The 25,112-nt window shown below is 63.8% G+C and carries 13 protein-coding genes and 8 pseudogenes; 19 read left to right on the top strand and 2 right to left on the bottom strand.

Going from position 1 to position 25,112, the window contains the following annotated elements; all coding sequences use genetic code 11:
- Nucleotides 1–294: 294 nt before the first annotated feature.
- The 6 genes and pseudogenes from BZ163_RS14695 (at nucleotide 295) to BZ163_RS14670 (ending at nucleotide 8,671) form a co-directional block, all read left to right on the top strand.
- On the top strand, nucleotides 295–1,086 hold the full coding sequence (locus tag BZ163_RS14695) for an enoyl-CoA hydratase/isomerase family protein (RefSeq protein WP_128871510.1): 792 nt from the start codon (nucleotides 295–297) through the stop codon (nucleotides 1,084–1,086).
- A 66-nt stretch (nucleotides 1,087–1,152) separates the two neighbouring features.
- Nucleotides 1,153–2,307, top strand: a pseudogene (locus tag BZ163_RS14690) (acyl-CoA dehydrogenase family protein); the annotation flags it as partial.
- Nucleotides 2,308–2,332: 25 nt separating this feature from the next.
- Nucleotides 2,333–4,430 (top strand): annotated as a pseudogene (locus tag BZ163_RS14685) (acetate--CoA ligase family protein).
- 10 nt (nucleotides 4,431–4,440) lie between these two features.
- A pseudogene (locus BZ163_RS14680) lies at nucleotides 4,441–6,053 on the top strand (5-guanidino-2-oxopentanoate decarboxylase).
- Between the two features lie 22 nt (nucleotides 6,054–6,075).
- A pseudogene (locus BZ163_RS14675) lies at nucleotides 6,076–7,266 on the top strand (pyridoxal phosphate-dependent aminotransferase).
- Nucleotides 7,259–8,671: an aldehyde dehydrogenase family protein gene (locus BZ163_RS14670; RefSeq protein ID WP_128871509.1), complete on the top strand. Its 1,413-nt coding sequence runs from the start codon at nucleotides 7,259–7,261 to the stop codon at nucleotides 8,669–8,671. The pseudogene BZ163_RS14675 and the gene BZ163_RS14670 overlap by 8 nt, the downstream one beginning before the upstream one ends.
- Nucleotides 8,672–8,805: 134 nt before the next feature.
- On the opposite strand, the gene BZ163_RS14665 is transcribed toward BZ163_RS14670, so the two are convergent.
- Nucleotides 8,806–9,246, bottom strand: coding sequence for an Rrf2 family transcriptional regulator (locus BZ163_RS14665; protein ID WP_128871508.1), 441 nt, complete (start codon nucleotides 9,244–9,246; stop codon nucleotides 8,806–8,808).
- A gap of 176 nt (nucleotides 9,247–9,422) precedes the next feature.
- Between BZ163_RS14665 and BZ163_RS14660 the strand changes: the two genes are divergently transcribed.
- The 5 genes and pseudogenes from BZ163_RS14660 to BZ163_RS14640 all read left to right on the top strand — a co-directional run bounded on the left by BZ163_RS14660 (nucleotide 9,423) and on the right by BZ163_RS14640 (nucleotide 15,274).
- Nucleotides 9,423–11,024, top strand: coding sequence for an ABC transporter substrate-binding protein (locus BZ163_RS14660; protein WP_128871507.1), 1,602 nt, complete (start codon nucleotides 9,423–9,425; stop codon nucleotides 11,022–11,024).
- A 68-nt stretch (nucleotides 11,025–11,092) separates the two neighbouring features.
- Nucleotides 11,093–12,051 (top strand): annotated as a pseudogene (locus BZ163_RS14655) (ABC transporter permease).
- Nucleotides 12,052–12,054: 3 nt separating this feature from the next.
- Entirely contained in the window at nucleotides 12,055–12,882 is an 828-nt protein-coding gene (locus BZ163_RS14650) for an ABC transporter permease (RefSeq protein ID WP_128871506.1), read from the top strand.
- Nucleotides 12,883–12,884: 2 nt separating this feature from the next.
- Complete coding sequence (locus BZ163_RS14645; RefSeq protein WP_178084693.1) at nucleotides 12,885–14,546, top strand: ABC transporter ATP-binding protein; 1,662 nt, start codon at nucleotides 12,885–12,887, stop codon at nucleotides 14,544–14,546.
- A 9-nt stretch (nucleotides 14,547–14,555) separates the two neighbouring features.
- Nucleotides 14,556–15,274: pseudogene (locus BZ163_RS14640) on the top strand (NAD(P)H-dependent oxidoreductase).
- A gap of 62 nt (nucleotides 15,275–15,336) precedes the next feature.
- Here the strand turns inward: BZ163_RS14640 and BZ163_RS14635 are convergent.
- A complete protein-coding gene (locus BZ163_RS14635; protein ID WP_128871505.1) occupies nucleotides 15,337–16,575 on the bottom strand; it encodes an acyl-CoA dehydrogenase family protein in 1,239 nt (412 codons plus the stop codon).
- Nucleotides 16,576–16,965: 390 nt separating this feature from the next.
- Here BZ163_RS14635 and msuE point away from each other — a divergent pair, with 390 nt between their 5' ends.
- The 8 genes and pseudogenes from msuE (at nucleotide 16,966) to BZ163_RS14595 (ending at nucleotide 25,058) form a co-directional block, all read left to right on the top strand.
- Nucleotides 16,966–17,529, top strand: coding sequence for an FMN reductase (msuE, locus tag BZ163_RS14630; RefSeq protein ID WP_128871504.1), 564 nt, complete (start codon nucleotides 16,966–16,968; stop codon nucleotides 17,527–17,529).
- A gap of 46 nt (nucleotides 17,530–17,575) precedes the next feature.
- Complete coding sequence (gene sfnG, locus BZ163_RS14625; protein ID WP_128871503.1) at nucleotides 17,576–18,676, top strand: dimethylsulfone monooxygenase SfnG; 1,101 nt, start codon at nucleotides 17,576–17,578, stop codon at nucleotides 18,674–18,676.
- Between the two features lie 15 nt (nucleotides 18,677–18,691).
- A pseudogene (locus BZ163_RS14620) lies at nucleotides 18,692–19,848 on the top strand (AMP-binding protein).
- 12 nt (nucleotides 19,849–19,860) lie between these two features.
- Nucleotides 19,861–20,652: an ABC transporter ATP-binding protein gene (locus tag BZ163_RS14615; RefSeq protein ID WP_128871502.1), complete on the top strand. Its 792-nt coding sequence runs from the start codon at nucleotides 19,861–19,863 to the stop codon at nucleotides 20,650–20,652.
- Between the two features lie 46 nt (nucleotides 20,653–20,698).
- A complete protein-coding gene (locus BZ163_RS14610) occupies nucleotides 20,699–21,604 on the top strand; it encodes a branched-chain amino acid ABC transporter permease (RefSeq protein WP_256579030.1) in 906 nt (301 codons plus the stop codon).
- A gap of 11 nt (nucleotides 21,605–21,615) precedes the next feature.
- Nucleotides 21,616–22,684 (top strand): annotated as a pseudogene (locus BZ163_RS14605) (branched-chain amino acid ABC transporter permease).
- A 79-nt stretch (nucleotides 22,685–22,763) separates the two neighbouring features.
- Nucleotides 22,764–24,086 (top strand): ABC transporter substrate-binding protein, encoded by a 1,323-nt coding sequence (locus tag BZ163_RS14600; RefSeq protein ID WP_128871501.1) that lies wholly within the window; start codon nucleotides 22,764–22,766, stop codon nucleotides 24,084–24,086.
- Nucleotides 24,087–24,287: 201 nt separating this feature from the next.
- Complete coding sequence (locus BZ163_RS14595; protein ID WP_128871500.1) at nucleotides 24,288–25,058, top strand: ABC transporter ATP-binding protein; 771 nt, start codon at nucleotides 24,288–24,290, stop codon at nucleotides 25,056–25,058.
- Nucleotides 25,059–25,112: the final 54 nt, after the last annotated feature.

Here is a 25,112-nt window from a genome sequence, read left to right as displayed (position 1 = left end):
CGGCGTGTCAGTCGACACATGTATTGGCTGATAGACCGCCTTCGCTGGCAAGCCAGCTCCTACAGGGATCTCCTCGACCTCAAGCCCCCCGTATTCAGTTGTTCGAAGATGTAACAGTTTTTCCGAAGGTATCTGTGATTCCTAATTAATCTGTTTAAAAACAACAAGTTATAGAGATTATACGGCTGTTACAAACACCCAGGCCACAGGATTGCCGTCTTACTGAACACTCGTTTAGTATGGTCGCCATGTCGCTCCCTCCCTCATGCCAAACACAACAATTCGAGGACTCGTATGACTACTCAATCTTCTCTGCTCAGTCAGGTCGAAGCGGGTGTTGCCTGGATCACGCTCAACCGTGCCGCGCAACGCAACGCGCTGGACATTCCGACGCTGAAAAGCCTTCACGCCTTGCTCGACCAATACAACGTCGATCCGGCGGTGCGAGTGATCGTGCTGACCGCGACCGGCCGCAGTTTCTGCGCCGGTGCCGACCTCGCCGAATGGGCCGAAGCCGAGGCCCGCGGTGCGCTGGAAAGCTACGGCTGGACGGAAACCGCCCACGCCATGATGAGCCGTCTGTACAGCCTCGATAAACCGACCATTGCCGCGATCAACGGCACTGCCGTCGGCGCCGGGATGGATTTGACCCTGTGCTGCGACTTGCGGGTCGCCGCGCAGTCCGCCCGGTTCAAGGCCGGTTACACCAGCATGGCCTATTCGCCGGACGCCGGTGCCAGCTGGCATCTGCCACGGCTGATCGGCACCGAGCAGGCCAAGCGCCTGCTGTTCCTCGATGAACTCTGGAGTGCCGAGCGCGCCCTGGCGGCCGGCCTGGTCAGCGAAGTCTGCGCCGATGAACAACTGCCAAGCGTGGTGGGCGAGCTGGCCGCGCGCCTGGCCAGCGGCCCGACCTTCGCGTTTGCCCAGACCAAACAACTGATGCGTGAAGGCGCCCGGCGCAGCCTGCCGGAACAACTGAGCGCGGAACTCGCCGCCGGTTTGCTCTGCGGTCGCAGTGTCGATGGCGCCGAGGCCTTGCGCGCAGCGATGGAAAAACGTCCGCCTGCCTTTGTCGGTAAATAAGCTTGGCCAATAAATGCGGCGTCGCAGCCCTCGAATAAAAACGATTATCGAAGAACAGGTAGCGTTATGAATTTCCAGCTGACCCAAGAACAAGACATGTTGGTGGACGCGGTACGCAGTTTTGTCGCCAAGGAACTGCTGCCCCATGAAGAAGCGGTGGATCGTGCCGATGAAGTGTCGCCGGAACTCGCCGCGCAGATTCGCGGCAAGGCAGTGGCGGCGGGTTTCTATGCCTTCAACATGCCTGAAGAAGTCGGCGGAGGCGGGCTCGACTACCTGTCCCAGGCCTTGATCGAACGCGAACTGTCCAAGGTGTCGTGGGCGCTGCATGTGTTCGTCGCACGCCCGTCGAAAATCCTCATGGCCTGCACCGGCCAGCAGATCCAGGACTATTTGCTGCCGTGCATCCAGGGCGAAAAGATCGACTGCTTCGCCCTCACCGAACCGGGTGCCGGCTCCGATGCCAATGCGATCAAGACCCGTGCCGTGCGCGACGGCGACGACTTTGTGTTGAACGGCAGCAAGCACTTCATCAGCCATGCCGGCCACGCCGATTTCGCGATTGTCTTCGCCGTGACCGACACCTACGAACACAACGGTCGCCAGCGCAACGCCGTGACCTCGTTCCTGGTCGACCGGGGCACGCCAGGCATGACGATCCGTCGCGGGCCCAAGTGCGTCAGCAACCGCGGTTATCACACCTATGAAATGTTCTTCGACGATTGCCGCGTCCCGGCCTCCAAAGTGCTCGGCGAAGTCGGCAAGGGCTGGGAAGTGGCCAATGCCTGGCTGACCGCCGGGCGGGTGATGGTCGCCGCCAACTGCGTCGGCCAGGCCCAGCGGGCGTTGGACGTTTCGCTGCAATGGGCGGCGGACCGCAAGCAGTTCGGCCAACCCATCGGCACCTATCAAGGGGTGTCGTTCAAGCTGGCCGACATGGCCACGCAAATCCGCGCGGCCGAACTCTTGACCCTGCACACCGCCTGGAAAATGGATCAGGGCAGCATGACCGACGGCGAAGCCGGGATGGCCAAGTTGTTCGCCAGTGAAGTGCTCGGGCGCGTGGCCGACGAAGCGGTGCAGATTTTCGGCGGCATGGGCTTGATGGACGAAGGTCCGGTCGAGCGCATCTGGCGCAACGCCCGGATCGAGCGCATCTGGGAAGGCACCTCGGAGATCCAGCGTCACATTATTTCCCGCGAATTGCTGCGGCCGCTGCTTGCGCTGATCAGGTCGGAGAACAGACATGTCCCAACAGATTCGCGACAACCTCAAACGCCTGCTCGCGCCGCGCCACCTGGCATTCATTGGCGGGCGGAGCATGGCCCGTGCGCTCAAGCGCTGTGCCGAGGGCGGTTATCAAGGCCAGATGTGGCTGGTCAACCCGCAGCACGACAGCCTCGAAGGCGTGCCCTGTGTGCGTAGCGTAGCGGAACTGCCGTGTGGCCCGGACGCGGTGTTCATCGCCACCAACCGCGAGCTGACCTTGACCTTGTCACCGAACTGGCGGCCAGGGGCGCGGGCGGGGCGATTTGCTACGCCTCGGGTTTCGCCGAGACCGGCGCGCAAGGCCAGGCCCTGCAAGACCAGTTGCTCAAGGCGGCTGGCGACATGGCCTTGCTCGGCCCCAACTGCTACGGCTTGCTCGATTACCTGCACAGCTCGGCCCTGTGGCCGGTCGCCCATGGCGGCAAGACCGTGGAGAAGGGCGTTGCGGTGCTGACCCAGAGCGGCAACTTTGCCTACAACCTGTCCATGAGCGACCGCTCGTTGCCGGTGGCCTATATGGCATCAGTCGGCAACCAGGCGCAACTGGGCATCGCCGAGCTGATGGATGTGCTGCTCGACGAGCCGCGCGTCACCGCGATCGGCCTGCATCTGGAAGGCCTGAAAAACGTTCCGGGCTTTGCTCGCGCGGCACACAAGGCGCTGGAAAAAGGCATTCCGATCATTGCGCTGAAAACCGGGGTGTCGCAGATCGGCGCCGAATTGGCCCTCAGCCACACCAGCTCGCTGGCCGGTTCCGATGTGTTGTACGACAGCCTGTTCGAGCGCCTCGGGGTGATTCGCGTCAGCGGTCCGGTGAGCTTTGTCGAAACCCTGAAAGCCGCTGCCTGCGGCAATCTGCCGGCGGGCAACAGCCTGATCGCCCTGGCCTGTTCCGGTGGCGATGCGGGTTTGATTGCCGACTATGCCGAACGCAATGACTTGAGCCTGCCCAGGCTCGATGAAAGCCAGCGGGTCGAGCTGGATCAAGTGCTGCCAAGCTACGCCAACCTGGTCAACCCGCTGGATTTCACCACGGCGATCTGGGGTGACCGCGAAGCGCTGGACAAGATGCTCGACAGCGCCCTGCGCACCGCAGCCGACGCCGCGGTACTGGTGCTCGATTACCCCTCGGAGGCCACCGGCGAGCGCAAGGAATGTGACCTGCTGCTGGAGCTGTATTGCGGCGGCGTTGAGCCGTCACGGCAAGACCGGTTTCGTCACCTCGGCCTTTCCCGAACTGCTGCCGGCCAGTGCTCGCGAGCGTCTGCATGCGCGCGGTGTGGCGGCATTGCAGGGCGTCGAGGATGGCTTGGCGGCGTGGGGGCGGATCGCCGGTTATCAGCGCAAGCGCCTGGCGCTGCTGGCACTCGGTGAGTCGGCGCTGGTGCCGCTGTGCCCGCAAGCGCTGGAAGGCGAGGGGCAACTGCTGGATGAATGGCAATCCAAGCAGGCCTTGCGCGCCTTCGGCCTGCCGACACCGCAAGGCGTGTTGAGCACGCCGGACGAGCGTTGCACGCGGCGAATTCACTGGGTTATCCACTGGTGCTCAAGGCGGTCAGCGCCGAGCTGCCGCACAAGACCGAAGCCGGTGCGTGGCCCTGAACCTGCTCGATCCGCAGGCCTTGAGTGACGCCCTGGAGCAGATGCGCGCGCGGATCGCCGACTATGCACCGGGGGTGGCCTTCGATCAGGTGCTGCTGGAGCGCATGGCAACCCCGCCCCTGGCCGAGTTGATCGTGGGGATCAAGCGTGAAACCGGCTTCGGCCTGGCGCTGGTCATCGGCGCCGGGGGAATTCTGGTGGAGCTGCTCAAGGACAGCCGCAGCCTGCTGTTGCCCACCACTGACGGGGCCATTCGCCAGGCGTTGTCGAGCCTGCGCAGCGCCGCCTTGCTGCAAGGGTTTCGTGGTCGCGAAGCCGCGGATCTGGAGGCACTGGTGGCCGCGATCCGCGCCGTGGCGGACTACGCCTGTGAGAACGCCGGGCAGTTGCTCGAACTCGATGTGAACCCATTGTTGGTCGGTGCCCAAGGCACCACTGCGGTCGATGCGTTGATTCGCCTCGGCCAAGCTTGAGGATCTGAGCATGCAAAGCAAAACCTTGACCGGCGGCCAGACCCTGGTGCGCCTGTTGGCCAATTACGGCGTCGACACCGTGTTCGGCATTCCTGGCGTGCATACCCTGGAGCTGTATCGCGGCTTGCCCGGCAGTGGCATTCGCCATGTGCTGACCCGGCACGAGCAGGGGGCCGGTTTCATGGCCGACGGCTATGCGCGGGTCAGCGGCAAGCCGGGGGTGTGCTTCATCATCACCGGCCCCGGCGTGACCAATGCCGCGACCGCGATCGGCCAGGCCTACGCCGACTCGATCCCGATGCTGGTGATTTCCAGCGTCAACCATACGGCCAGCCTGGGCAAAGGTTGGGGTTGCCTGCACGAAACCCAGGATCAGCGCGCCATGACCGCGCCGATCACCGCGTTTTCGGCGGTGGCCTTGAGTGCCGAGGATTTGCCCGAGCTGATCGCCCGCGCTTACGCGGTGTTCGACAGCGAACGGCCGCGTCCGGTGCATATTTCGGTGCCGCTGGATGTGCTGGCCGCGCCCGTCACGCGTGACTGGAGCAATGAGGTGGTGCGCCGTCCGGGACGCGGCCTGCCGGCGGCCGAGGCGCTGGATCAGGCGGTGGCGAAACTGCAGGCGGCACGCCGGCCGATGATCATCGCCGGCGGCGGTGCGCTGAATGCCGGCCAGGCGCTCGAGGCCTTGAGCACGCGGCTGGGCGCGCCGTTTTTCAGTAGCGTCGCCGGCAAGGGCTTGTTGCCGCCGGATGCGCCGTTGAATGCCGGGTCGACCCTGTGCGTGGAACCGGGCTGGGCGCTGATCGCCGAAGCCGACGTGGTGCTTGCGGTGGGCACCGAGATGGCCGACACCGATTACTGGCGCGAACGTCTGCCGCTGAATGCCGAGCTGCTGCGGGTGGATATCGACTCGCGCAAGTTCAACGATTTCTATCCGTGCACGTGGCCTTGCAGGGCGATGCGCGGCACACCGTCATGGCCTTGCTGGAGCGCCTGCCTGAATCCGCACGCGACGCGAGCGCTGCCATCCAGGCCGTCGACACTTTGCGCAAAGCGGTCAAGGCCGGGCACGGCACCTTGCAGTCGATCCATCAGGCGATCCTCGATCGGGTTTCGGCCGAACTGCCGGACAACGCCTTTATCAGCAGCGACATGACTCAACTGGCCTACACCGGCAACTACGCCTTCAGCAGCCAGGCGCCGCGCAGTTGGCTGCACCCGACCGGCTACGGCACCTTGGGTTATGGCTTGCCGGCGGGTATCGGCGCCAAGTTCGGCGCGCCGGAGCGGCCCGGATTGGTGCTGGTCGGCGACGGTGGTTTTCTCTACACCGCGCAAGAACTGGCGACCGCCGTGGAAGAGCTGGACAGCCCGCTGGTGGTGCTGTTGTGGAACAACGAAGCCCTGGGGCAGATCCGCGACGACATGCTCGGCCTCGACATCGAGCCGATTGGCGTGCTGCCGCGCAACCCGGATTTTGCCGCATTGGGCCGCGCCTTCGGTTGCACCGTGACGCAACCCCGCAGCCTGGACGAACTGCAAACCGACCTGCGTGCCGGCTTCCAACGAAACGGCGTGACCCTGATCGAACTCAAGCACGCCTGTGCGCTGGTCGGTTAAACCCTCAACAAGGAACAAGCCCATGCGTTTTTCCGATCTGACCCAACGTGTCGCCGGTGACGGTGCCGCCGCCTGGGAGATTCATTACCGCGCCCTGGCGCTTCAGGAGCAGGGCCGGGACATTTTGTTGCTGTCGGTGGGCGACCCGGATTTCGATACCCCGGTGCCGATCGTGCAAGCGGCCATCGATAGCCTGCTGGCGGGCCATACCCATTACGCCCAAGTGCGCGGCAAGCGTGCCCTGCGTGAAAGCATCGCCAAACGGCATCGGCAACGCAGCGGCCAACCGGTCGATGCCGACCAGGTGGTGGTGCTGGCCGGCGCGCAATGTGCGCTGTTCAGCGTCGCCCAGTGCGTGCTCAATCCCGGCGATGAAGTGATAGTCGCCGAGCCGATGTACGTCACTTATGAAGCCGTGTTCGGTGCCTGCGGCGCGGTGGTGATTCCAGTACCGGTGCGCTCCGAGAACGGCTTTCGGGTGTTGCCGGAAGACGTCGCCGCCCGCATTACCCCGCGCACTCGCGCGTTGGCGCTCAACAGCCCGCACAACCCGTCCGGCGCCAGCCTGCCGCGCACCACCTGGCAGGCGCTGGCCGAGCTGTGCATTGCCCATGACCTATGGCTGATTTCGACGAGGTCTACAGCGAGCTGTTGTTCGAAGGCGAACACGTCAGCCCGGCCAGTCTGCCCGGCATGGCCGAGCGCACCGCGACCCTCAACAGCCTGTCGAAATCCCACGCCATGACTGGCTGGCGCGTCGGCTGGGTGGTCGCGCCACCGTCACTTGCCGGGCATCTGGAAAACCTCGCGCTGTGCATGCTTTACGGCTCCCCGGATTTCATCCAGGACGCCGCGGTCGTCGCGCTGGAGACCCAGCTGCCGGAACTCGAGGCCATGCGCCAGGCCTATCGCCAGCGCCGCGACCTGGTCTGCGAATGCCTGGCCGACTGCCCTGGCGTGCGTGCCCTGAAGCCCCGATGGCGGGACTGTTCGTGATGGTCGACATCGCGACACCGGGCTCAGCGCCCAGGCCTTCGCCGACCGCCTGCTGGATCGACACGGCGTCTCGGTGCTGGCCGGTGAAGCGTTCGGCCCGAGTGCCGCCGGGCACATTCGCCTGGGGCTGGTGGTGGGCACCGAACCCCTGCGCGATGCCTGCCAGCGGATTGTCCGCTGCGCCAATGAGTTGATGGAGGGGCGGGGCGATGCGTAATTACAGCAGGCTGTTTATGGATGGCGCCTGGCACCTGCCTTCCGGCCAGGGCCTGGCCGAGGTGATCAACCCGGCCACTGAACAGGTCGCAGGCTCCGTGCCGTTGGGCGACGAGCGTGACGTTGATCGCGCCGTGGCCGCGGCCCGACGGGCCTTTGGTGCATGGTCGCGCACCTCGTCCAGCGTCCGCGCGGCTTACATCCGCGCACTGCGAGCAACTGCGAGCGCGGCGGACGAAATGGCGCAGGTGATCACCACCGAACTCGGCATGCCGGTGCAGTGGTGTCGCTCGGTGCAGGTCGAGGGGCCGATCGCCGGACTGGAACACTACGTCGAAATCGCCGGGTTGATGGATGAGGTGCGCGAGGTCGGCAACTCCCTGGTGATTCGCGAGGCGGTGGGTGTCTGTGCCTTCATCAATCCGTGGAATTACCCGCTGCACCAGTTGATCGGCAAGCTCGCGCAGGCACTGGCGGCCGGCTGCACGGTGGTGGTCAAGCCGAGCCAGGAAACCCCGCTGCATGCCTTCCTGCTGGCGGAAATGATCGAGGCCATCGGTCTGCCGGCCGGGGTGTTCAACCTGGTCAGCGGGCCCGGTTCCAAGGTCGGTGAAGCCTTGGCCAGGCACCCGGATGTCGACATGATGTCGTTCACCGGCTCCACCGGCGCCGGCGTCCGCGTGGCCCAGGCGGCAGCGCCTTCGGTCAAGCGGGTGTGCCTGGAACTGGGCGGCAAGTCGCCGCTGCTGATCGGCGAAGATGCCGATCTGGCGGCAGCGGTGCGTTACGGCGTGCAGGATGTGATGATCAACTCCGGACAGACTTGCACTGCCTTGACCCGCATGCTGCTGCCCGCCAGCCGTTATGCCGAGGCGCTGGAGCTGGCCCTGGCCGAGACCCGAAGCCTGCGCATGGGCGATCCGCTCGACCCGCAGAGTTTCCTTGGCCCGATGTGCTCGGCCGCGCAACGGCGGACCGTGCGTGATTACATTCAAGTCGGTCGGCAAGAGGGCGCGCGGCTGCTGTGTGGCGGTGAATCGGCCGACGAGTTCGAGCGCGGGTTTTACCTCAAGCCGACGCTGTTTGCCGACGTCGACAATCGGATGCGCATCGCCCAGGAAGAAATCTTCGGCCCGGTACTGTGCCTGATCCCCTATGCGGATGAAGCCCAGGCCATCCAGATCGCCAACGACTCGCCGTTCGGCCTGTCCAGCGGCGTATGGGCCGGTAGCGCCGAGCGTGCACTCGGGCTGGCGCGGCAGCTGCGCGCCGGGCAGTGCTTTATCAACGGCGCGGCGTTCAACTATCAGGCGCCGTTTGGCGGCTATAAACAGTCAGGCAATGGTCGCGAATGGGGTGAAGAAGGGCTGGCCGAGTTTGTCGAAGTGAAAGCGATGCAGCTGTGATCTCGCCATGAGCGCGGCCGGGCCGCAGGCCCGCATGGCGTTATACCTGGGCACCTCGCTGCTGCAACTGGCAGCGGGGTGGCCCAAGCACCGCAAAAAGATCCCAGCCTGCGCCAGCGCCTGCACCAGCCAAATCAAGCCCTGTCGCGGTTTTCCAGCGGGGTATCGAAGGCCACGAACAACTGGTCGGCGGTGATGCTTCCGAGATCCAGCCGCATGTTGTTTTCCAGCATGGCGAACAGCCGGGTAAACACTTCGAAGACCTTGCAATGGTCTTCCATGCCGGAAAACGGGTTGTCGATTTTCTCGGCGATCAGCGAGCTTTCCTGCACCGCGTCGTAGACCTCGCGCAGGGTGATTTCATTGGCGGGCCTGGCCAGGGTCAGCCCGCCCTTGGCACCGCGATAGGACTTGAGAATGTCCGCCTTGACCATCTGCGACACCAGATTGCGCACCCGCGTCGGGTGGGTTTTTACCCACTTGGCAATGGTTTCGGTGCGCAGCTTCTGCGGTGCGTTGGCGGCAACGAACGACAGGATGTAAGAAGCGGTGATCAAGCGGGTCGACTGGCTCATGAGGCGGAAGGCTCCCTGTAGAAACCGGATTATTCAATCGATGAAAAATACCCGTCAGGGCGTGGAATTTACGTTGTGAAGTCGTTAATGTATTTGTTACGGTAACAATTAGGAATGTTAGCAGATTCGGTAGGACCTTCGAATCATTTTCTCTGCAATCGATCAGGGGCAATGTAATGAGCGATAACAAAAACAAGATTACTCAAGCGATTAATGACTGCAATCTTCCTCGTCGGGATTTCCTCAAAGGCAGCGCCGCCGCCGGCCTGGTGGCCGCTGCGTTTTCCATGGGCCTGCCGTTCGGGGCCTTTGCCCAGGAAAGCACGCCCAAGCCGGGCGGTGTGCTGCGCCTTGGCCTGGCGGGTGGCAGCACCACCGATTCGCTGGACCCGGGCTCCTGGAGCGACACGTTCACTTTTGTCGGCTTCTCGGCGGTGTACAACACCCTGAGCGAAATTGGCGTGGACGGCACCGCGATTCCCGAGCTCGCCGAGCGCTGGGAATCGTCGCCGGATGCGCGGATCTGGACCTTCACACTGCGCCAGGGCGTGACCTTCCACAACGGCAAGAGCCTGACCGCCGAAGACGTCGTGGCGTCGATCAATCACCACCTGGGCGAAAAATCCACCTCGGCGGCCAAGACTGTGCTCGGGGATGTCGCCCAGGTGCGCGCACAGGGCACCGATACGGTGGTCTTCGAGTTGCATTCGGGCAACGCCGACTTCGCCTATGTGGTGGCCGATTACCATTTGGTGATCATGCCGAGCAAGGACGGCGTTGCCGACTGGCAAGCGGGGGCGGGCACCGGCGGTTATCGCCTCAAGGCCTTCGATCCGGGCGTGCGCATGGCCCTGGAACGCAGCCCCGATTACTGGAAACCCGGCCGGGCGCATTTCGCCAGCGCCGAGTTGATCGGCATTGCCGACGGCGCGGCGCGGATCAATGCACTGGTGACCGGGCAGGTCGATGTGATCAACAAGGTCGACCTCAAAACCGTGGCGCTGCTCAAGCGCAATCCGAACATGGTGATCGAAGAAACCAAGGGCGCGCAGCACTACACCTTCCCGATGCTGTGCGACAGCCAGGACTTCAGGAACAACGACATCCGCCTGGCGATGAAGTACGCCATCAACCGTGAAACCCTGCTGGCCTCGATACTGCACGGCTATGGCCTGGTCGGTAACGATCATCCGATCCAGCCCGGCAGCCGCTTCATCAATACGGCGCTGGAGCAGCGCAGCTATGACCCGGACAAGGCGCGATTCCACCTGCGCAAGGCCGGCGTCGAGTCGCTCAAGGTGCGCCTGCAAGCGTCCGACGCGGCGTATACCGGCGCAGTGGACGCCTCGGTGTTGTTCAAGGAGCAGGCGCGCCAGGCGGGGATCGATATCGATGTGGTGCGCGAGCCGGCGGACGGTTTCTTCTCCAACGTCTGGATGAAGCAACCCTTCACCACCTCGTTCTGGTACAGCAGCCTGACCGCCGACCGCATGTTCAGCATCGGTTACGCCAAAGGCGCGGCCTGGAACGAAACCCACTGGGACAACGGGCGCTTCAACCAGTTGCTGAACGCCGCGCGCGGCGAGATGAACGACCCGCTGCGCCGCGAGATGTACAACGAAATGCAGGCGCTGTGCCGCGACGACGGCGGGGCGATTGTGCCGTTGTTCGCCAGCTCCGTGGCCGCCCGCTCGAAACGCGTCAGTCATGGCGAACTCACCGCACCCTACGGCGAACTGGATGGTCTGCGGGTCATCGAGCGCTGGTGGCAAGCCTGAGCACCTGATCGTTGATGGCCGACCTGCGCGCAGGTCGGCCACCCTGTGCCATCCCGGAGGATTCTGCGGTGAATAGTATTTTGAAGTTGCTGTTGCAGCGCCTGCCCTGGGCCTGTTGTCGCTGTTTGCGGTGTCGGTGATTATTTTTCTGGCGGTCGGCATGCTGCCGGGCGATCTCGCCCAGGCCATGCTCGGGCAGTCGGCGACGGCCGAAACCGTGGCGGCCTTCCGTGCCCAGCTGGGGCTGGACTTGCCGCCATTGACCCGCTTCGTGCAGTGGATCTGGCAGCTGCTGCAAGGCGACCTCGGGGTCTCGCTGGCCAACCAGCGGCCGATCGCGGAGCTGATCGGCACGCGGTTGGGCAATACCCTCAGCCTGGCGGCCTTGGCGGCATTGGTCTCGGTACCCTTGGCGCTGCTGCTGGGGATGCTCGCGGCCTTGTATCGCAATAGCTGGTTCGACCGCCTGCTCAACACCTCGGCACTGAGTGCGGTGTCGTTTCCGGAATTCTTCGTCGCCTACCTGTTGATTCTGCTGTTTTCGGTGAAGCTCGGCTGGTTCCCGAGCATCTCCAACCTGGCGCCGGATGCCTCCTTCGGCACGGTGCTGGAACGCTCGGTGTTGCCGGTGGCGACCCTGAGCCTGGTGGTGATCGCGCAGATGATGCGCATGACGCGTGCGTCCCTGATCAACCTGCTGGCCAGCCCCTATATCGAAATGGCCCGGCTCAAGGGCATCAGTCAGTCGCGGATTATCTTCCGGCATGCCTTGCCCAACGCGCTGGCACCGATCGTCAACGTGGTGGCCTTGAACCTCGCGTACCTGGTGGTTGGCGTGGTGGTGGTCGAGGTGGTGTTCGTCTACCCGGGGCTTGGCCAGTTGCTGGTGGACTCGGTGGCCAAGCGCGACATTCCGGTGGTCCAGGCCTGCAGCCTGATCTTTGCCGCGACCTACATCCTGCTCAATACCACGGCCGATGTGCTATCCATCGCCAGCAATCCACGCCTGATGCATCCGAAGGGGTAGAACATGAGCCTGCTTAAAGAACTGGCCCGGGCACCGCTGAGTGCGAAGTTCGGGATTCTGGTCATCGTTGTGTACATCCTGGTGGCGCTGTGCGCTCCGGCATTGGCGCCCTATGGCGAAACCGAAGTGGTCGGCGAGGGCTTTGCGCCCTGGAGCGGGCAGTTCCTGCTGGGCACCGATAACCTCGGTCGCGACATGTTCAGCCGGCTGGTGTATGGCGCCCGCAACACCCTGGGCATCGCCTTTCTCACCACGGTGCTGGCGTTCCTGCTCGGTGGCTTTTGCGGTTTGATCGCGGCGATCAAGGGCGGTTGGGTCGATCAAGGCCTGTCGCGAGTCGTCGACATCCTGATGGCCATTCCACAACTGATCTTCGCCTTGCTGATTCTCAGTGTGGTCGGCACCACGGCCACTTCCCTGGTGTTGGTGATCGCGCTGCTGGATGCCACCCGGGTGTTTCGCCTGTCACGGGCGGTGGCGATGAACGTGGTGGTCCAGGACTTCGTCGAGGCGGCGCGGCTGCGGGGCGAGGGCTTGTGGTGGCTGGTGACCCGCGAAGTATTGCCCAACGCCGCCGCGCCCTTGATTGCCGAATTCGGCCTGCGTTTCTGTTTCGTCTTTCTGTTTATCAGTGCGCTGTCATTCCTCGGCCTGGGCATTCAGCCACCGACTGCCGACTGGGGCAGCATGGTCCGGGACAATGCGGTGCTCATCACTTTCGGCGACATCAGCCCGCTGCTGCCGGCACTGGCAGTGGCGTTGATCACGGTAAGCGTCAACTTCGTCGTCGACTGGATGCTGCATAAATCCAGCGGCCTCAAGGAGTGCTGAACATGCACCAACCCTCTTGCAACAACGACCAGCCGCTGCTGGAAATCCGCGGCCTGCATATCGAAGGTCATTACGAAGACGCCTGGCATCCGCTGATCAAAGGCATCGACCTGACCCTGCAACGCGGCGAAGTGCTGGGCCTGATCGGCGAGTCGGGTGCCGGCAAGTCGACCCTGGGCCTGGCAGCCATGGGTTATGCCCGTGACGGCTGCAAGATCACGGGCGGCTCGGTGCGCTTCGACGGCATGGAACTGTTGCAGGCCAAGCCCGACACCCTGCGCAAACTGCGTGGCCTGCGCATCGCCTACGTAGCGCAAAGTGCCGCGGCATCGTTCAACCCGGCGCATCGGCTGATCGATCAACACGTGGAAACCGCGGTCAACAATGGTGGCATCAGTCGCGCCCAGGCCGAAGCCGAAGCGGTGGAGCTGTACCGGGTGTTGCGCCTGCCGAATCCCGAGCAGATCGGTCAGCGTTATCCGCACCAGGTGTCGGGCGGGCAACTGCAACGGGTGATGACCGCCATGGCCATGGCCTGCCATCCGGACCTGATCATCTTCGACGAACCGACCACGGCCCTCGACGTGACCACCCAGATCGAAGTGCTGGCGGCGATTCGCGACGCGGTGGCGCAGTTCGGCAGTGCGGCGATCTATATCAGCCATGACCTGGCCGTCGTCGCGCAAATGGCCGACCGCATCATGGTGCTGCGCCACGGCAAGCTGGTGGAGGAGGCCGAGACCCGCACCATGCTCCGCGACCCGCAGGAGGACTACACCAAGTCACTGTGGGCGGTGCGCAGCTTTCGCACCGAACCCAAGCCGTGCCCGCAACAGGAAGTGCCGTTGCTGGAACTGCGCCAGGCCTGCGCCAGCTACGGTCACCAGCCGGTGCTGCACGATGTTTCGCTGAGCCTGTATCGCGGCCAGACGCTGGCCGTGATTGGTGAGTCCGGCAGCGGCAAGAGTTCGACGGCGCGGTTGATTACCGGCCTGCTGCAACCGACTTCCGGTCAGGTGCTGTATGCCGGCGAACCCCTGCCGGCGGACTTCCGCCAGCGCAGCAAGGAGCAGTTGCGTCGGGTGCAGATGATCTACCAGATCCCGGACACCGCCTTGAATCCCCGGCAGCGGATCGTCGACATCATCGGTCGGCCGTTGACGTTTTACCTCGGCCTGAAGGGCAAGGCCCTGCGCGCGCGGGTCGCCGAGTTGCTGGAAATGATCGAGCTGGATCCGGCGACGTTCATGGAGCGTCAGCCCCGTGAATTGTCCGGCGGGCAGAAGCAACGCATCTGCATTGCCCGGGCGCTGGCGGCCGATCCGCAGTTGATCATTTGCGACGAAGTGACCTCGGCCCTCGATCAACTGGTGGCCGAGGGGGTGCTGAAGCTGCTCAATCGTATCCAGCAGCAGCTCGGCGTCGCGTATCTGTTCATTACCCACGATGTCGCCACCGTGCGCGCGATTGCCGATGAAGTGGTGGTGATGCAGCGCGGGCGGGTGGTCGACCACGGCTCGCGCAGCGCGATCTTCACCCCGCCGCATCAGGACTACACCGGCCTGCTGTTTTCATCCGAACCGGAAATGGACCCGGACTGGCTGGATCACCTGCTCGCCCAGCGCGCTGGCCAACCCGCGCCTTCCAAGCTTGAAATCGTCTGAGGAATTACCATGAACGTACTGATTGTCCACGCCCATCCCGAACCCAACTCTTTCACCGCCGCCCTGCGCGATCAAGCGGTAGACACCTTGAAGGCCCAAGGGCATGAAGTGCAGGTCAGTGACCTGTATGCAATGAACTGGAACCCGGTGGCCAGTGCCGAGGACTTCTCCTCGCGGGAGAATCCGGACTATCTGGTCTATGCCCTGGAGCAGCGTCTGGGCGTTAAAAGCCAGTCGCTGGCGGCGGATATCCAGCAAGAGTTGGACAAGCTGCTGTGGGCCGACCTGCTGATCCTCAACTTTCCGATTTTCTGGTTCTCGACGCCGGCGATACTCAAGGGCTGGATCGACCGGGTACTGGTATCGGGCGTGTGCTACGGCGGCAAGCGCTTCTACGACCAGGGCGGGCTCAGCGGCAAGAAGGCGCTGGTGACGGTGACCCTGGGCGGACGCGAGCACATGTTTGGCGAGGGCGCGATTCATGGCCCGCTGGAAGACATGCTGCGGCCGATCCTGCGCGGCACCCTGGCGTATGTCGGATTCGAGGTGCTGGAGCCGTTCGTGGCCTGGCACGTACCGTACATCAGCGCGACGCGCGCAAGGACTTCCTGCGTGGCTATCGGCAACGCCTGGAAACCATCGCCGACGACCAACCCATCGAGTTCCCGCGCCTGTCGCAGTTCGATGAGGCGCTTTACCCGTTGCCCGGCCAGCGGGTGGCTGGCTGAGTCGCTGAGTCGGCGAAGGCGAGCGGTTCATTGCCGTTGGTTGGGCAATGCTGGTTTCGCGATCAGTCGGACGACCGGCCGATCTGCCAGACATAGGGCGGTTCGGTGCCGTTGATTTCCCAGTCGCCGATGATGCGCTCCTTGTAGATCAGCGGGTTGTGTGAAGCCGCGGTGCGCGCGTTGCGCCAGTGCCGATCGAGGGCCTTGCCGGTGCTGGTGGCCGAGGCGCTGAGCGCGTTGAACAGGTCACTGGTGGCGCGCAGCACCAGGTCGGCGATCACCACCTGGGCCTGGGCCGATTCCAGTTCGGCAGCGATGTTGGCCTCGCGTTCGGCGACTTCGTCATGGGCGAAGCGGCTTTCGTATGCGACCTGCAAGGCGGCCGCCGCGCGCAGGGTGGTGGCATGTGCGGCGTAGACCTGCGCCGACGCCTTGCCCACCACCTGCTGCACCTGGACGTCCTGGCTGACGTGGCTGGCATTGCCGGTGCTGAAGATGCGCGTGCGCTTGCGCACTTCTTCGGTGATGTCGTTGACCGCGGCACGGCCGGCACCGGTCTGGACCGCCAACAGCACCAGTTGATAGAAGGCCGTCTGGTACTTGAAGCGGGTGGCGAAGTCCAGCAGGTTCTCGGCTTCCACCACCGCGTTCTCGAACACCGAGGTGCCGCTGCCGGTGGTGCGTTGGCCAAAGCCATCCCAATCGTCGCTCTGGGTGATGCCCGGTTGCTGCACGCGGACGGCGGCAATCACGTCGGCGCCGGTGTCATCGCGCTGGGCATAGAGGTCGATCCAGTCGGCGAAGATGGTGCCGGTGCTGTAGTACTTGGTGCCGTTGACCACCCAGTGTTCACCCAGGCGCGAGACCCGGGTACCGACCTGGCCGATCTTCACGCTGCCGACTTCGGTCCAGGCGTTGCCCACCAGGTCACCCTCGACAAACCGCTTGAACCAGGTGTCCTGCGGCGCCTCGGCCTGAGCATTGAGGCGGTCTTCGACAAAGGCAAAGTGACCGCGCAATGCCTGCGGCAGGTTGGAATCGGCGGCGGCCAATTCGATCAGCAATTCAAACAATTGGGGCAGGGAAGCGCCGGCGCCCCCGTACTGCACCGGCACGCGCACGGCGCCAAAGCCGGCTTCCTTCAGCCACTTCACTTGTTCAAAAGGCAGGCTGCGCTGTTGCTCGCGCTCCAGTGCGCCGGCGGCGATGCGGGCAAAGATCGGCCGGAAGCGCGCGGCCAGGGCCTGGTAGTCGGTGCCGCTGGAGAGGGGGTGTGGCAGGTGCTGTTGCTGGACGGTCATGGTGCAGCTCCTTATGAAGGCAAGAGAAAGCAACAGAGCAGTGGATCTGTTGCGTTCTGCTGTCAGTGCACAGGTCGTGCCTGGCGCTGCAACGCCCGTTTTTCCGGGCGCGCGGGGTGTTGGCAGCGTTCGCTTCTGTCGTCTGCCGGGCAACTTGTTGAAGCGTTGACCGCCTGGCAACAGTGGCCGAGGTGCGCTGCGTTGCGTGGACCCGCAGGCAACTGTTGGGGGTGCAACAGTTGATCAACAGCCTGTCCGGCAGGCGACACTGCGCAAGTCCGAAAAAAATTTATAACTCTTTGATTAATATAGATTTATTGAAATGGCACGGTTGCTGCTCTAGTCCTTGTGCAGGTGCCGCGGTGGCCTCTGCCAGCACGAGGACGGGCAATGAGCAACACACTGAAAGTGGTCGCGGTATCCGGGAGCGTACAGCGGCCTACGCGCACCCTGGTATTGCTCAAGGCGCTGGTCGCCGGCCTTGCGCAACAGCTGCCGATCGAGCTGCACTTGATCGAGTTGTCCGAGGTTGGCCCGCAGTTCGCCGGGGTGCTGCGCCGTGAGGACTTGCCCGCGGCGGTCGAGGCCGATCTGCGGGCCATAGAAACAGCCGACCTGCTGATCGCGGCCAGCCCGGTGTACCGCGCCTCGTACACCGGACTGTTCAAGCACCTGTTCGACTTCGTCCATCACCAGGCGTTGAACAACGTGCCGGTGTTGCTGGCCGCCACCGGTGGCTCGGACCGCCACGCCCTGATCATCGATCACCAGTTGCGCCCGCTGTTCGGCTTTTTCCAGGCCCTGAGCTTGCCCATCGGTGTGTATGCCGCGGAAGCCGATTTCACCGATTACCGGATCACCAGCCCGCAGTTGCTCGAACGCATCGAGCGCGCTGTCGAGGCGGCGGTCCTGAGCCTCCATCCGACTGTCCAGCCGAACGCCAGCGCCGCCTGACGCCCCGGTCGACCCTCACTTCAACGAATCAACGGAGTACACGCAAATGAGCCAGGACAACATCAAGTTTGCCTACTGGGTGCCCAACGTCAGCGGCGGCCTTGTGATCAGCAAAATCGAACAGCGCACCAGCTGGGACATCGATTACAACCGCAAGCTGGCGCAAATCGCCGAAAAGGCCGGCTTCGAATACGCCTTGTCACAGATCCGCTTCACCGCCGGTTATGGCGCCGAAAACCAGCACGAATCGGTGACCATCAGCCACGCACTGCTGGCTGCCACCGAGAAGCTCAAGGTGATCGCCGCCATCCTGCCCGGGCCCTGGAGCCCGGTGCTGGCGGCCAAACAGCTGGCCAGCATCGACCAGTTCACCAACGGTCGCGTCGCGGTGAATATCGTCTCGGGCTGGTTCAAGGGCGAGTTCCGGGCCATTGGCGAGCCGTGGCTGGACCACGATGAGCGCTATCGCCGCTCGGAAGAATTCATCCAGGCGCTCAAGGGCATCTGGACCCAGGACAATTTCAGTTTCCATGGCGATTTCTACCGCTTCCATGACTACACCCTCAAACCCAAGCCCCTGCAGCAACCGCACCCGGAAATCTTCCAGGGTGGCAGCTCGCGCGCGGCGCGGGACATGGCTTCGCGAGTGTCCGATTGGTATTTCACCAACGGCAACACCGTCGAAGGCATCAAGGCCCAGGTCGACGAGATCCGGGCCAAGGCCGCGATCAATGGCCACTCGGTGAAAGTCGGGGTTAACGCCTTTGTCATTGCCCGCGAAACCGAGGCTGAAGCCCGCGCGGTATTGCAGGAGATTATCGCCAAGGCCGACCCCGAGGCCGTCAACGGTTTCGGCAGCGAGGTGAAGAACGCCGGCGCCGCAAGCCCTGAAGGCGAGGGCAACTGGGCCAAGTCCACCTTCGAAGACCTGGTGCAGTACAACGATGGCTTCAAGACCAACCTGATCGGTACGCCGCGGCAGATTGCCGAACGCATCGTCGCCCTCAAGGCGGTGGGTGTGGACCTGGTGCTCACTGGCTTCCTGCACTTTCACGAAGAAGTGGAGTACTTCGGCCGCCACGTGTTGCCGCTGGTGCGTGAGCTGGAGCGCGAGGCAGTCGCGGCCAAGGTTGCGGCACTCGCCTGAAGGAAGGGAACGGTCATGCCGACATTCACCGATAACCCGCAACCCGGCACCTTGCCGCAGTGGCTGCAACAGCAGGCGCGTCAGCAAGGGACGGGCATCGCCCTGCGCCATAAACGCCTGGGGGTGTGGCAGGTGCGCACCTGGCGCCAACTGGCCGCGGAGGTTGAACAGCTGGCAACGGCCTTGCAAGTGCGTGGTTTTGTGCCAGGCGCAAGCTTGGTGATTGTCAGCCGCCCGCGGCCGGAGGCGTTGATGGCGGCCCTGGCGGCACAATGGTTGGGTGGCGTGGCCGCGCTGCTGGATCCGCTGGAGGCTGCGGCCGCGCAGGTGCCGCTGTTGCGTGAGCTGCACACTGAATGGGTGTTCGCCGAAGGCCACGGGGAGATTCAGCGCCTGCGCGCCGCCGGACTGGCACCCAGACTGCTGATTTACGCCGACGGCCGCGGCCTGGCGGGGGTGAGCCAGGCCGGCGACACCCTGGCGTTCGCGCAACTGCAGCAGCAGGGCAGCGATCACCGGCTGGAACCCCAGGCCCGCGCCGAGCGCACGGCCTTTGCCTTCTACCGCTTGGGCACGGGGCAACGCATCGAGCAGCAGCGCATCAGCCATGCCGAATTGCTCCAGGAAGGCCGGCGCCTGTGCACAGCGAGCAGCAGGGGCGGCAGGAAGAAGCCCTGGCGGCGCGAGCGTTTGCCGCGGGTGGTCACGCGCGTTTTGTGTTGGCGCCCTGGTTGATGGCCGGCTTTCGCCTGAATTTCCCCGAGAACCTCGCGACTCGCGACCAGGACCGCCGTGAGCTGGGCCCGACGCTGGTGGCCGGCACCCGGGACACCTACGAGCGCCTGCATGCCCAGGTCCTGGCCCGCCTGCCGGAACCAGGCAGCTGGCGCCGGCGCCTGGTGGACTGGGCGCTGGTGGCGAACCCCGGTGCGCTGCAACGGCACCTGGGGTACTGGCTGATCCGTCGGCCGTTGCGCGACGTCCTCGGCTTTTCCCGCACCCGTGTGCCGTTACTGGTGGGCGAGGCACTGGCACCGCCCACCCTGGCCTTTTTCCAGGCGTTGGCGATTGAGGTACGCAGCTGGCCGGACCCGGCGCAGTGGCATCGCCCCTTACCCTGGCCAGCCCCGCTGGTCAACGGCTGGATCGAAGACAGCCCCCAACCTGCCTGAAGGACATGACGCATGACACAGACACAGGCGACACAGGTTGAACAGCTGCTGGTGCTGGAAAACATCGGCTTGTCGTTCAAAGGCGTCAAGGCGGTGACCGACATCAGCTTTGCCGTGGCCACCGGGGAGATTTGCGCCTTGATCGGCCCCAATGGCGCGGGTAAAAGCTCGCTGCTGAATGTGATCAACGGCGTGTACCAGGCCCAGCAGGGGCGTATCCGCTTTGCCGGAGAAGCGCACCGGCGCATGCGCCCGCATGATATGGCGGTGCGCGGCATTGCCCGGACCTTTCAGAACATCGCCTTGTTCAAAGGCATGAGTGTGCTCGACAACGTGCTCACCGGACGCACCCTCAAGCGGCGCAGCAGCTGGATCGAGCAGGCCCTGCGCATCGGCCGCGCCGCGGGCGAAGACGACCGCCAGCGCGAGGCCGCCGAACGGATCATCGACTTTCTGCAGATCCAGCCCTGGCGCGACACCCAGGTCGGCAAGCTGCCTTATGGCTTGCAGAAACGGGTGGAACTGGCGCGTGCCCTGGCCGCCGAACCGCGCTTGCTACTGCTGGACGAACCGATGGCCGGGATGAACGCCGAAGAGAAGCAGCAGATGAGCCGCTTCATCGTCGACATCAACCGTGAGCTGGGGACCACGGTGGTGTTGATCGAGCGCGACATCAGCGTGGTCATGGGCATTTGCGATCACGTGGTGGTGCTCGACTACGGCCGCAAGATCGGCGACGGCCCGCCCGATGAGGTGCGGCAAAACCCCGAGGTGATTGCCGCCTACCTCGGCACGCGCCACTAACCCCCGAGTCTGCAGCGCCGCCCGCTATCGGGTGGCCGGGGACTCTTTGCCCGCAACACAGGAAGGCTCATGGAATTTTTTTTTCGAGGTGTTGATCGGCGGGCTGCTGGCCGGGGTGATGTACGCCCTGGTGGCCATCGGTTTTGTCCTGATCTACAAGGCGTCCGGCGTCTTCAACTTCGCCCAGGGCGCCATGGTGCTGTTTTCCGCGCTGACGTTTGTCAGCCTGCTGGAGCGCGGGGTGCCGTTCTGGCTGGCCTTTGTCATCAGCCTGGCGGCAATGGTCCTGCTGGCGGTGGCGGTGGAGCGGGTGGTGTTGCGCCCGCTGGTCAACCGTCCACCGATCACCTTGTTCATGGCCACCCTCGGCTTGTCCTACGTGATCGAAGGGTTCGCCCAGGCGCTGTGGGGCGCTCAGGTGCATGGCCTGGAATTGGGCATCAGTGACGAGCCACTGGAGCTGGGCGGCATGCTGCTGTCGCAATTCGATATTTTTGCCGCCGTCACCGCCGCGTTGCTGGTGTTGGCGCTGTCGCTGCTGTTCAACAAGACCCGGATCGGTTTGTCGTTGCGTGCCGTGGCCGATGATCCGCTGGCGGCGCTGGCCGTGGGCATCCGCCTGCAACGGGTCTGGGTGTTGGTGTGGGCGGTGGCCGGGTTTGTCGGTCTGGTGGCCGGCCTGCTCTGGGGCGCGCGGCTGGGGGTGCAGTTTTCGCTGTCGCTGGTGGTGCTCAAGGCCTTGCCGGTGCTGATCATCGGCGGCTTTACCTCGATCAGTGGGGCGATTGTCGGCGGCTTGATCATCGGCGCCTCGGAGAAGCTGGCCGAGGTGTACCTGGGCCCCGTCATCGGCGGCGGCATCGAGAACTGGTTTCCCTATGTGCTGGCGCTGCTGTTCCTGCTGGTGCGGCCGGCTGGGCTATTTGGCGAACGCGCGATCGAGCGGGTTTAAGGAGAGGCGTGATGTTTTATCAGGAAGCCGGTCAGTTCAGTACTCGCTATGCCCAGGACCGCCGGGTGTTTCGCCTGCGTCAGGACCGGTACGGCCTGGTTGCCTTGCTGCTGTTGGCCTTTGTCGGTGTGCCGTACCTGGGCAACGACTATTGGTTCAGCGCCATTCTGATTCCATTTCTGGTGCTGTCACTGGCCGGGCTGGGGCTGAACCTGCTGACCGGCTATGCCGGGCAGTTGTCACTGGGGTCGGCGGCCTTCATGGCGGTGGGCGCCTTTGCCACTTACAACGTTGAACTGCGGGTGCCGGGCTCGCCGTTGTTGCTCAGCATGGCCCTGGGCGGGGGCGTGGCAGCGCTGGTGGCGGTGCTGTTCGGCCTGCCCAGCCTGCGGATCAAGGGCTTCTATCTGCTGGTGTCGACCCTCGCCGCGCAGTTCTTTGTGACCTGGGCGCTGACCCGCTTCAGCTGGTTCTCCAACAACAGCGCCTCGGGGGTGATCAGCGCACCGGCGCCTGGAAATTCTGGGGGTGGACCTGAGCTCGCCGGTGGGTCGTTACCTGCTGACACTGGGCGTGGTGGTGGCGTTGTTCTGGCTGGGCAAAAACCTGGTGCGCAGCGAATTGGGGCGCAACTGGATGGCCGTGCGTGACATGGACACGGCCGCCGCGGTGATGGGCATTGTGTTGCTCAAGACCAAGCTGTTGGCGTTTGCCGTCAGCGGCTTCTTTCTCGGGGTGGCCGGAGCGCTGTGGGCCTTCACTTACCTGGGCACCGTGGAGCCCCATGGTTTCGATCTGAACCGGTCCTTCCAGATCCTGTTCATCATCATTATCGGTGGCCTGGGCAGCATCCTCGGCAACTTCCTGGGCGCGGCGTTCATCGTGCTGTTTCCGGTGCTGCTGTCGAACCTGGTGGCCTTGTTGCCAGCCGGGCTGATTGATGCCGGGCAGATGGAAAACCTGCAGAAGATGGCATTTGGCGCCCTGATCATTGTGTTCCTGGTCAAGGAGCCGGAGGGCCTGGCGCGCCTCTGGCAAACATTCCGCGAGCGCGCCCGGGTGTGGCCGCTGCGCTACTGAGCAAACGGCGCAGGCAGGGTCTGCGCTTCGATCCTTGTGCGGCAACCGTGCGATTGAATCATTGATAAGGAAAATACCGATGTCCAAACGTTCTCTACTCAGTGGCCTGGCGCTGGCAATCAGCCTGAGCGCCGCCTTTCCCGCGCAGGCGGCTAACGAACAGTATTTCCCGCTGCAGAGCTATCGGGTCGGTCCTTATGCCGCCGGTGGTAGCGGTTTTTTTGGCGGGTTTATCGACTACCTCAAGTACGTCAATGCCAATGGCGGGGTCGACGGCGTCAAGCTGACCTGGAGCGAGTGCGAAACCGAGTACGTGGTCGAGAAGGGCGTGGAGTGCTATGAACGCCTGAAAAAAGGCCTCAATGGCGCGCCTGCCGCCGCGACCAATCCGCTGTCGGTGGGCATTGCCTATGCCACGCTGGAGCGCTCGACCGCGGACAAACTGCCGCTGATTACCATCAACCACGGCCGTACCGATTCCACTGACGGCAGCGTGTTCCCCTATGCCTTCCCGTTGCAGCTGAACCCGTATTCCGAGGTGTCGGCGATCATCAACTACATCGGCCAGCAGGCCGGAGGCCTGGACCAGCTCAAGGGCAAGAAGATCGTCACCCTGTATCACGGCTCGCCCTACGGCAAGGAAACCAATGAGGTGTTGCAGACCCTGGCCGACAAGTACGGGTTCAAGCTGACCCTGCTGGAAGTGCCCCATCCAGGCAACGAGCAGCAGTCGCAATGGCTCAACATTCGCCGGGAAAAACCCGACTGGGTGATTCTGCGCGGCTGGGGCGTGATGAACCCGGTGGCGTTGAAAACCGCGCAGAAGGTCGGCTTCCCGGCGGATCACATCATCGGCAACATCTGGAGCAACTCCGAGGACGATGCCGCCCCCGCCGGTGCCGCCGCCAAAGGCTATATCGCGATCACCACGCACCCCTCGGGCACCGATTTCCCGGTCCTGCAAGGCATCCAGCAGCAGGTGGTGGCCAAGGGCAATGGTGACCTGGCCGATCCGAAACGCTTTGGCACCGTGTATTACAACCTCGGGGTGGTGAACGGCATTCTCAACGTTGAAGCCGTGCGCATTGCCCAGGAAAAATTCGGCAAGCAGCCGCTCACCGGCGAGCAGGTGCGCTGGGGTTTCGAGCATCTCAAGCTGGACGAAGCCCGCCTCAAGGAGCTGGGTGCGCTGGGCCTGGTGCAACCCTTGCAGCTGTCGTGCTCGGACCATGAAGGGGGCGGTGCGGTGCGCTTCCAGCAGTGGGATGGCAGCCAGTGGAAACTGATCAGTGACTGGGTGCAGGCCGATCGCGCCATGCTCAGGCCGATCATTGAAGCCTCGTCGCACCAGTACGCCAGGGAACAGGGCATCACGCCGCGCGATTGCAGCCAGGACATTTGATTAGTGTAGGCGCTGGCTTGCCAGCGAAAATCGTTAACGAAACCCCGTGTTTCCTGGATTAACGCGGCCCTTGTAGGAGCTGGCTTGCCAGCGATGGTCGTTAACGAAAACCCGTGTTTTCCTGGTTCAACGCAGCGCATTTAAATCCATCGCTGGCAAGCCAGCTCCTACAGGATGCTCGGCTGCCTTGGAGAGAACAGCATGAACCCAGTATCGATCTTGCAGATCGACGCGATTGAAGTCCTTTATGAACAGGCCATCCTCGCCGTGCGCGGGGTATCCCTGGTGGTGCCGCAAGGCCAGATCGTGGTGTTGCTGGGGGCCAACGGTGCCGGCAAAAGCACCACGTTGAAGGCCGCGTCCAATCTGGTGAGGGCCGAGCGGGGCGAGGTGGTGCAGGGGCGGATTCTCTATCGGGGCCAGGATGTCACGCGCAGTACGCCCCATAGCCTGGTGGCCGGCGGCCTGGTGCAAGTGCTGGAAGGCCGGCATTGCTTTGCCCAACTGACCGTGGAGGAAAACCTGCTGACGGGCGCCTTTGCGCGTCAGGTGTCCCGTGGGCAATTGAAGGCGGATCTGGAACGAATCTACAGCCAGTTTCCACGCCTCAAGCTGCGGCGCAAAAGCCTGGCCGGCTACACCTCTGGCGGTGAACAGCAGATGGTTGCACTGGGCCGGGCGTTGATGGCCCGGCCACAGCTGGTGTTGCTGGACGAACCTTCGATGGGGCTGGCGCCGCAGGTTGTCGAGGAGATCTTCGAGATTATCCACCAGCTCAATCAGCGCGATGGCGTGAGTTTTTTGATTGCCGAGCAGAACATCAACCTGGCCCTGCGTTATGCCCGGTACGGCTACGTGCTGGAAAGCGGCCGGGTCGTCAGCGAAGGCACGGCCGAGCAGTTGGCCGCGCGCAGTGATATCCAGGATTTCTACCTGGGGGGCGGCACCGGTGGCACAGGGGCTGCGGCTTGACCACAGGTGAAGTGGCGAGGGCTCATCCCCGGCTCGGATCGTTGAGCCAGGGAT

This window comes from Pseudomonas sp. VI4.1 (assembly GCF_002029345.1).
In the GTDB taxonomy this organism is placed as follows: domain Bacteria; phylum Pseudomonadota; class Gammaproteobacteria; order Pseudomonadales; family Pseudomonadaceae; genus Aquipseudomonas.
Note: the sequence above shows the minus strand (reverse complement) of the source record. Positions and strands in the feature narration are given on the sequence as shown.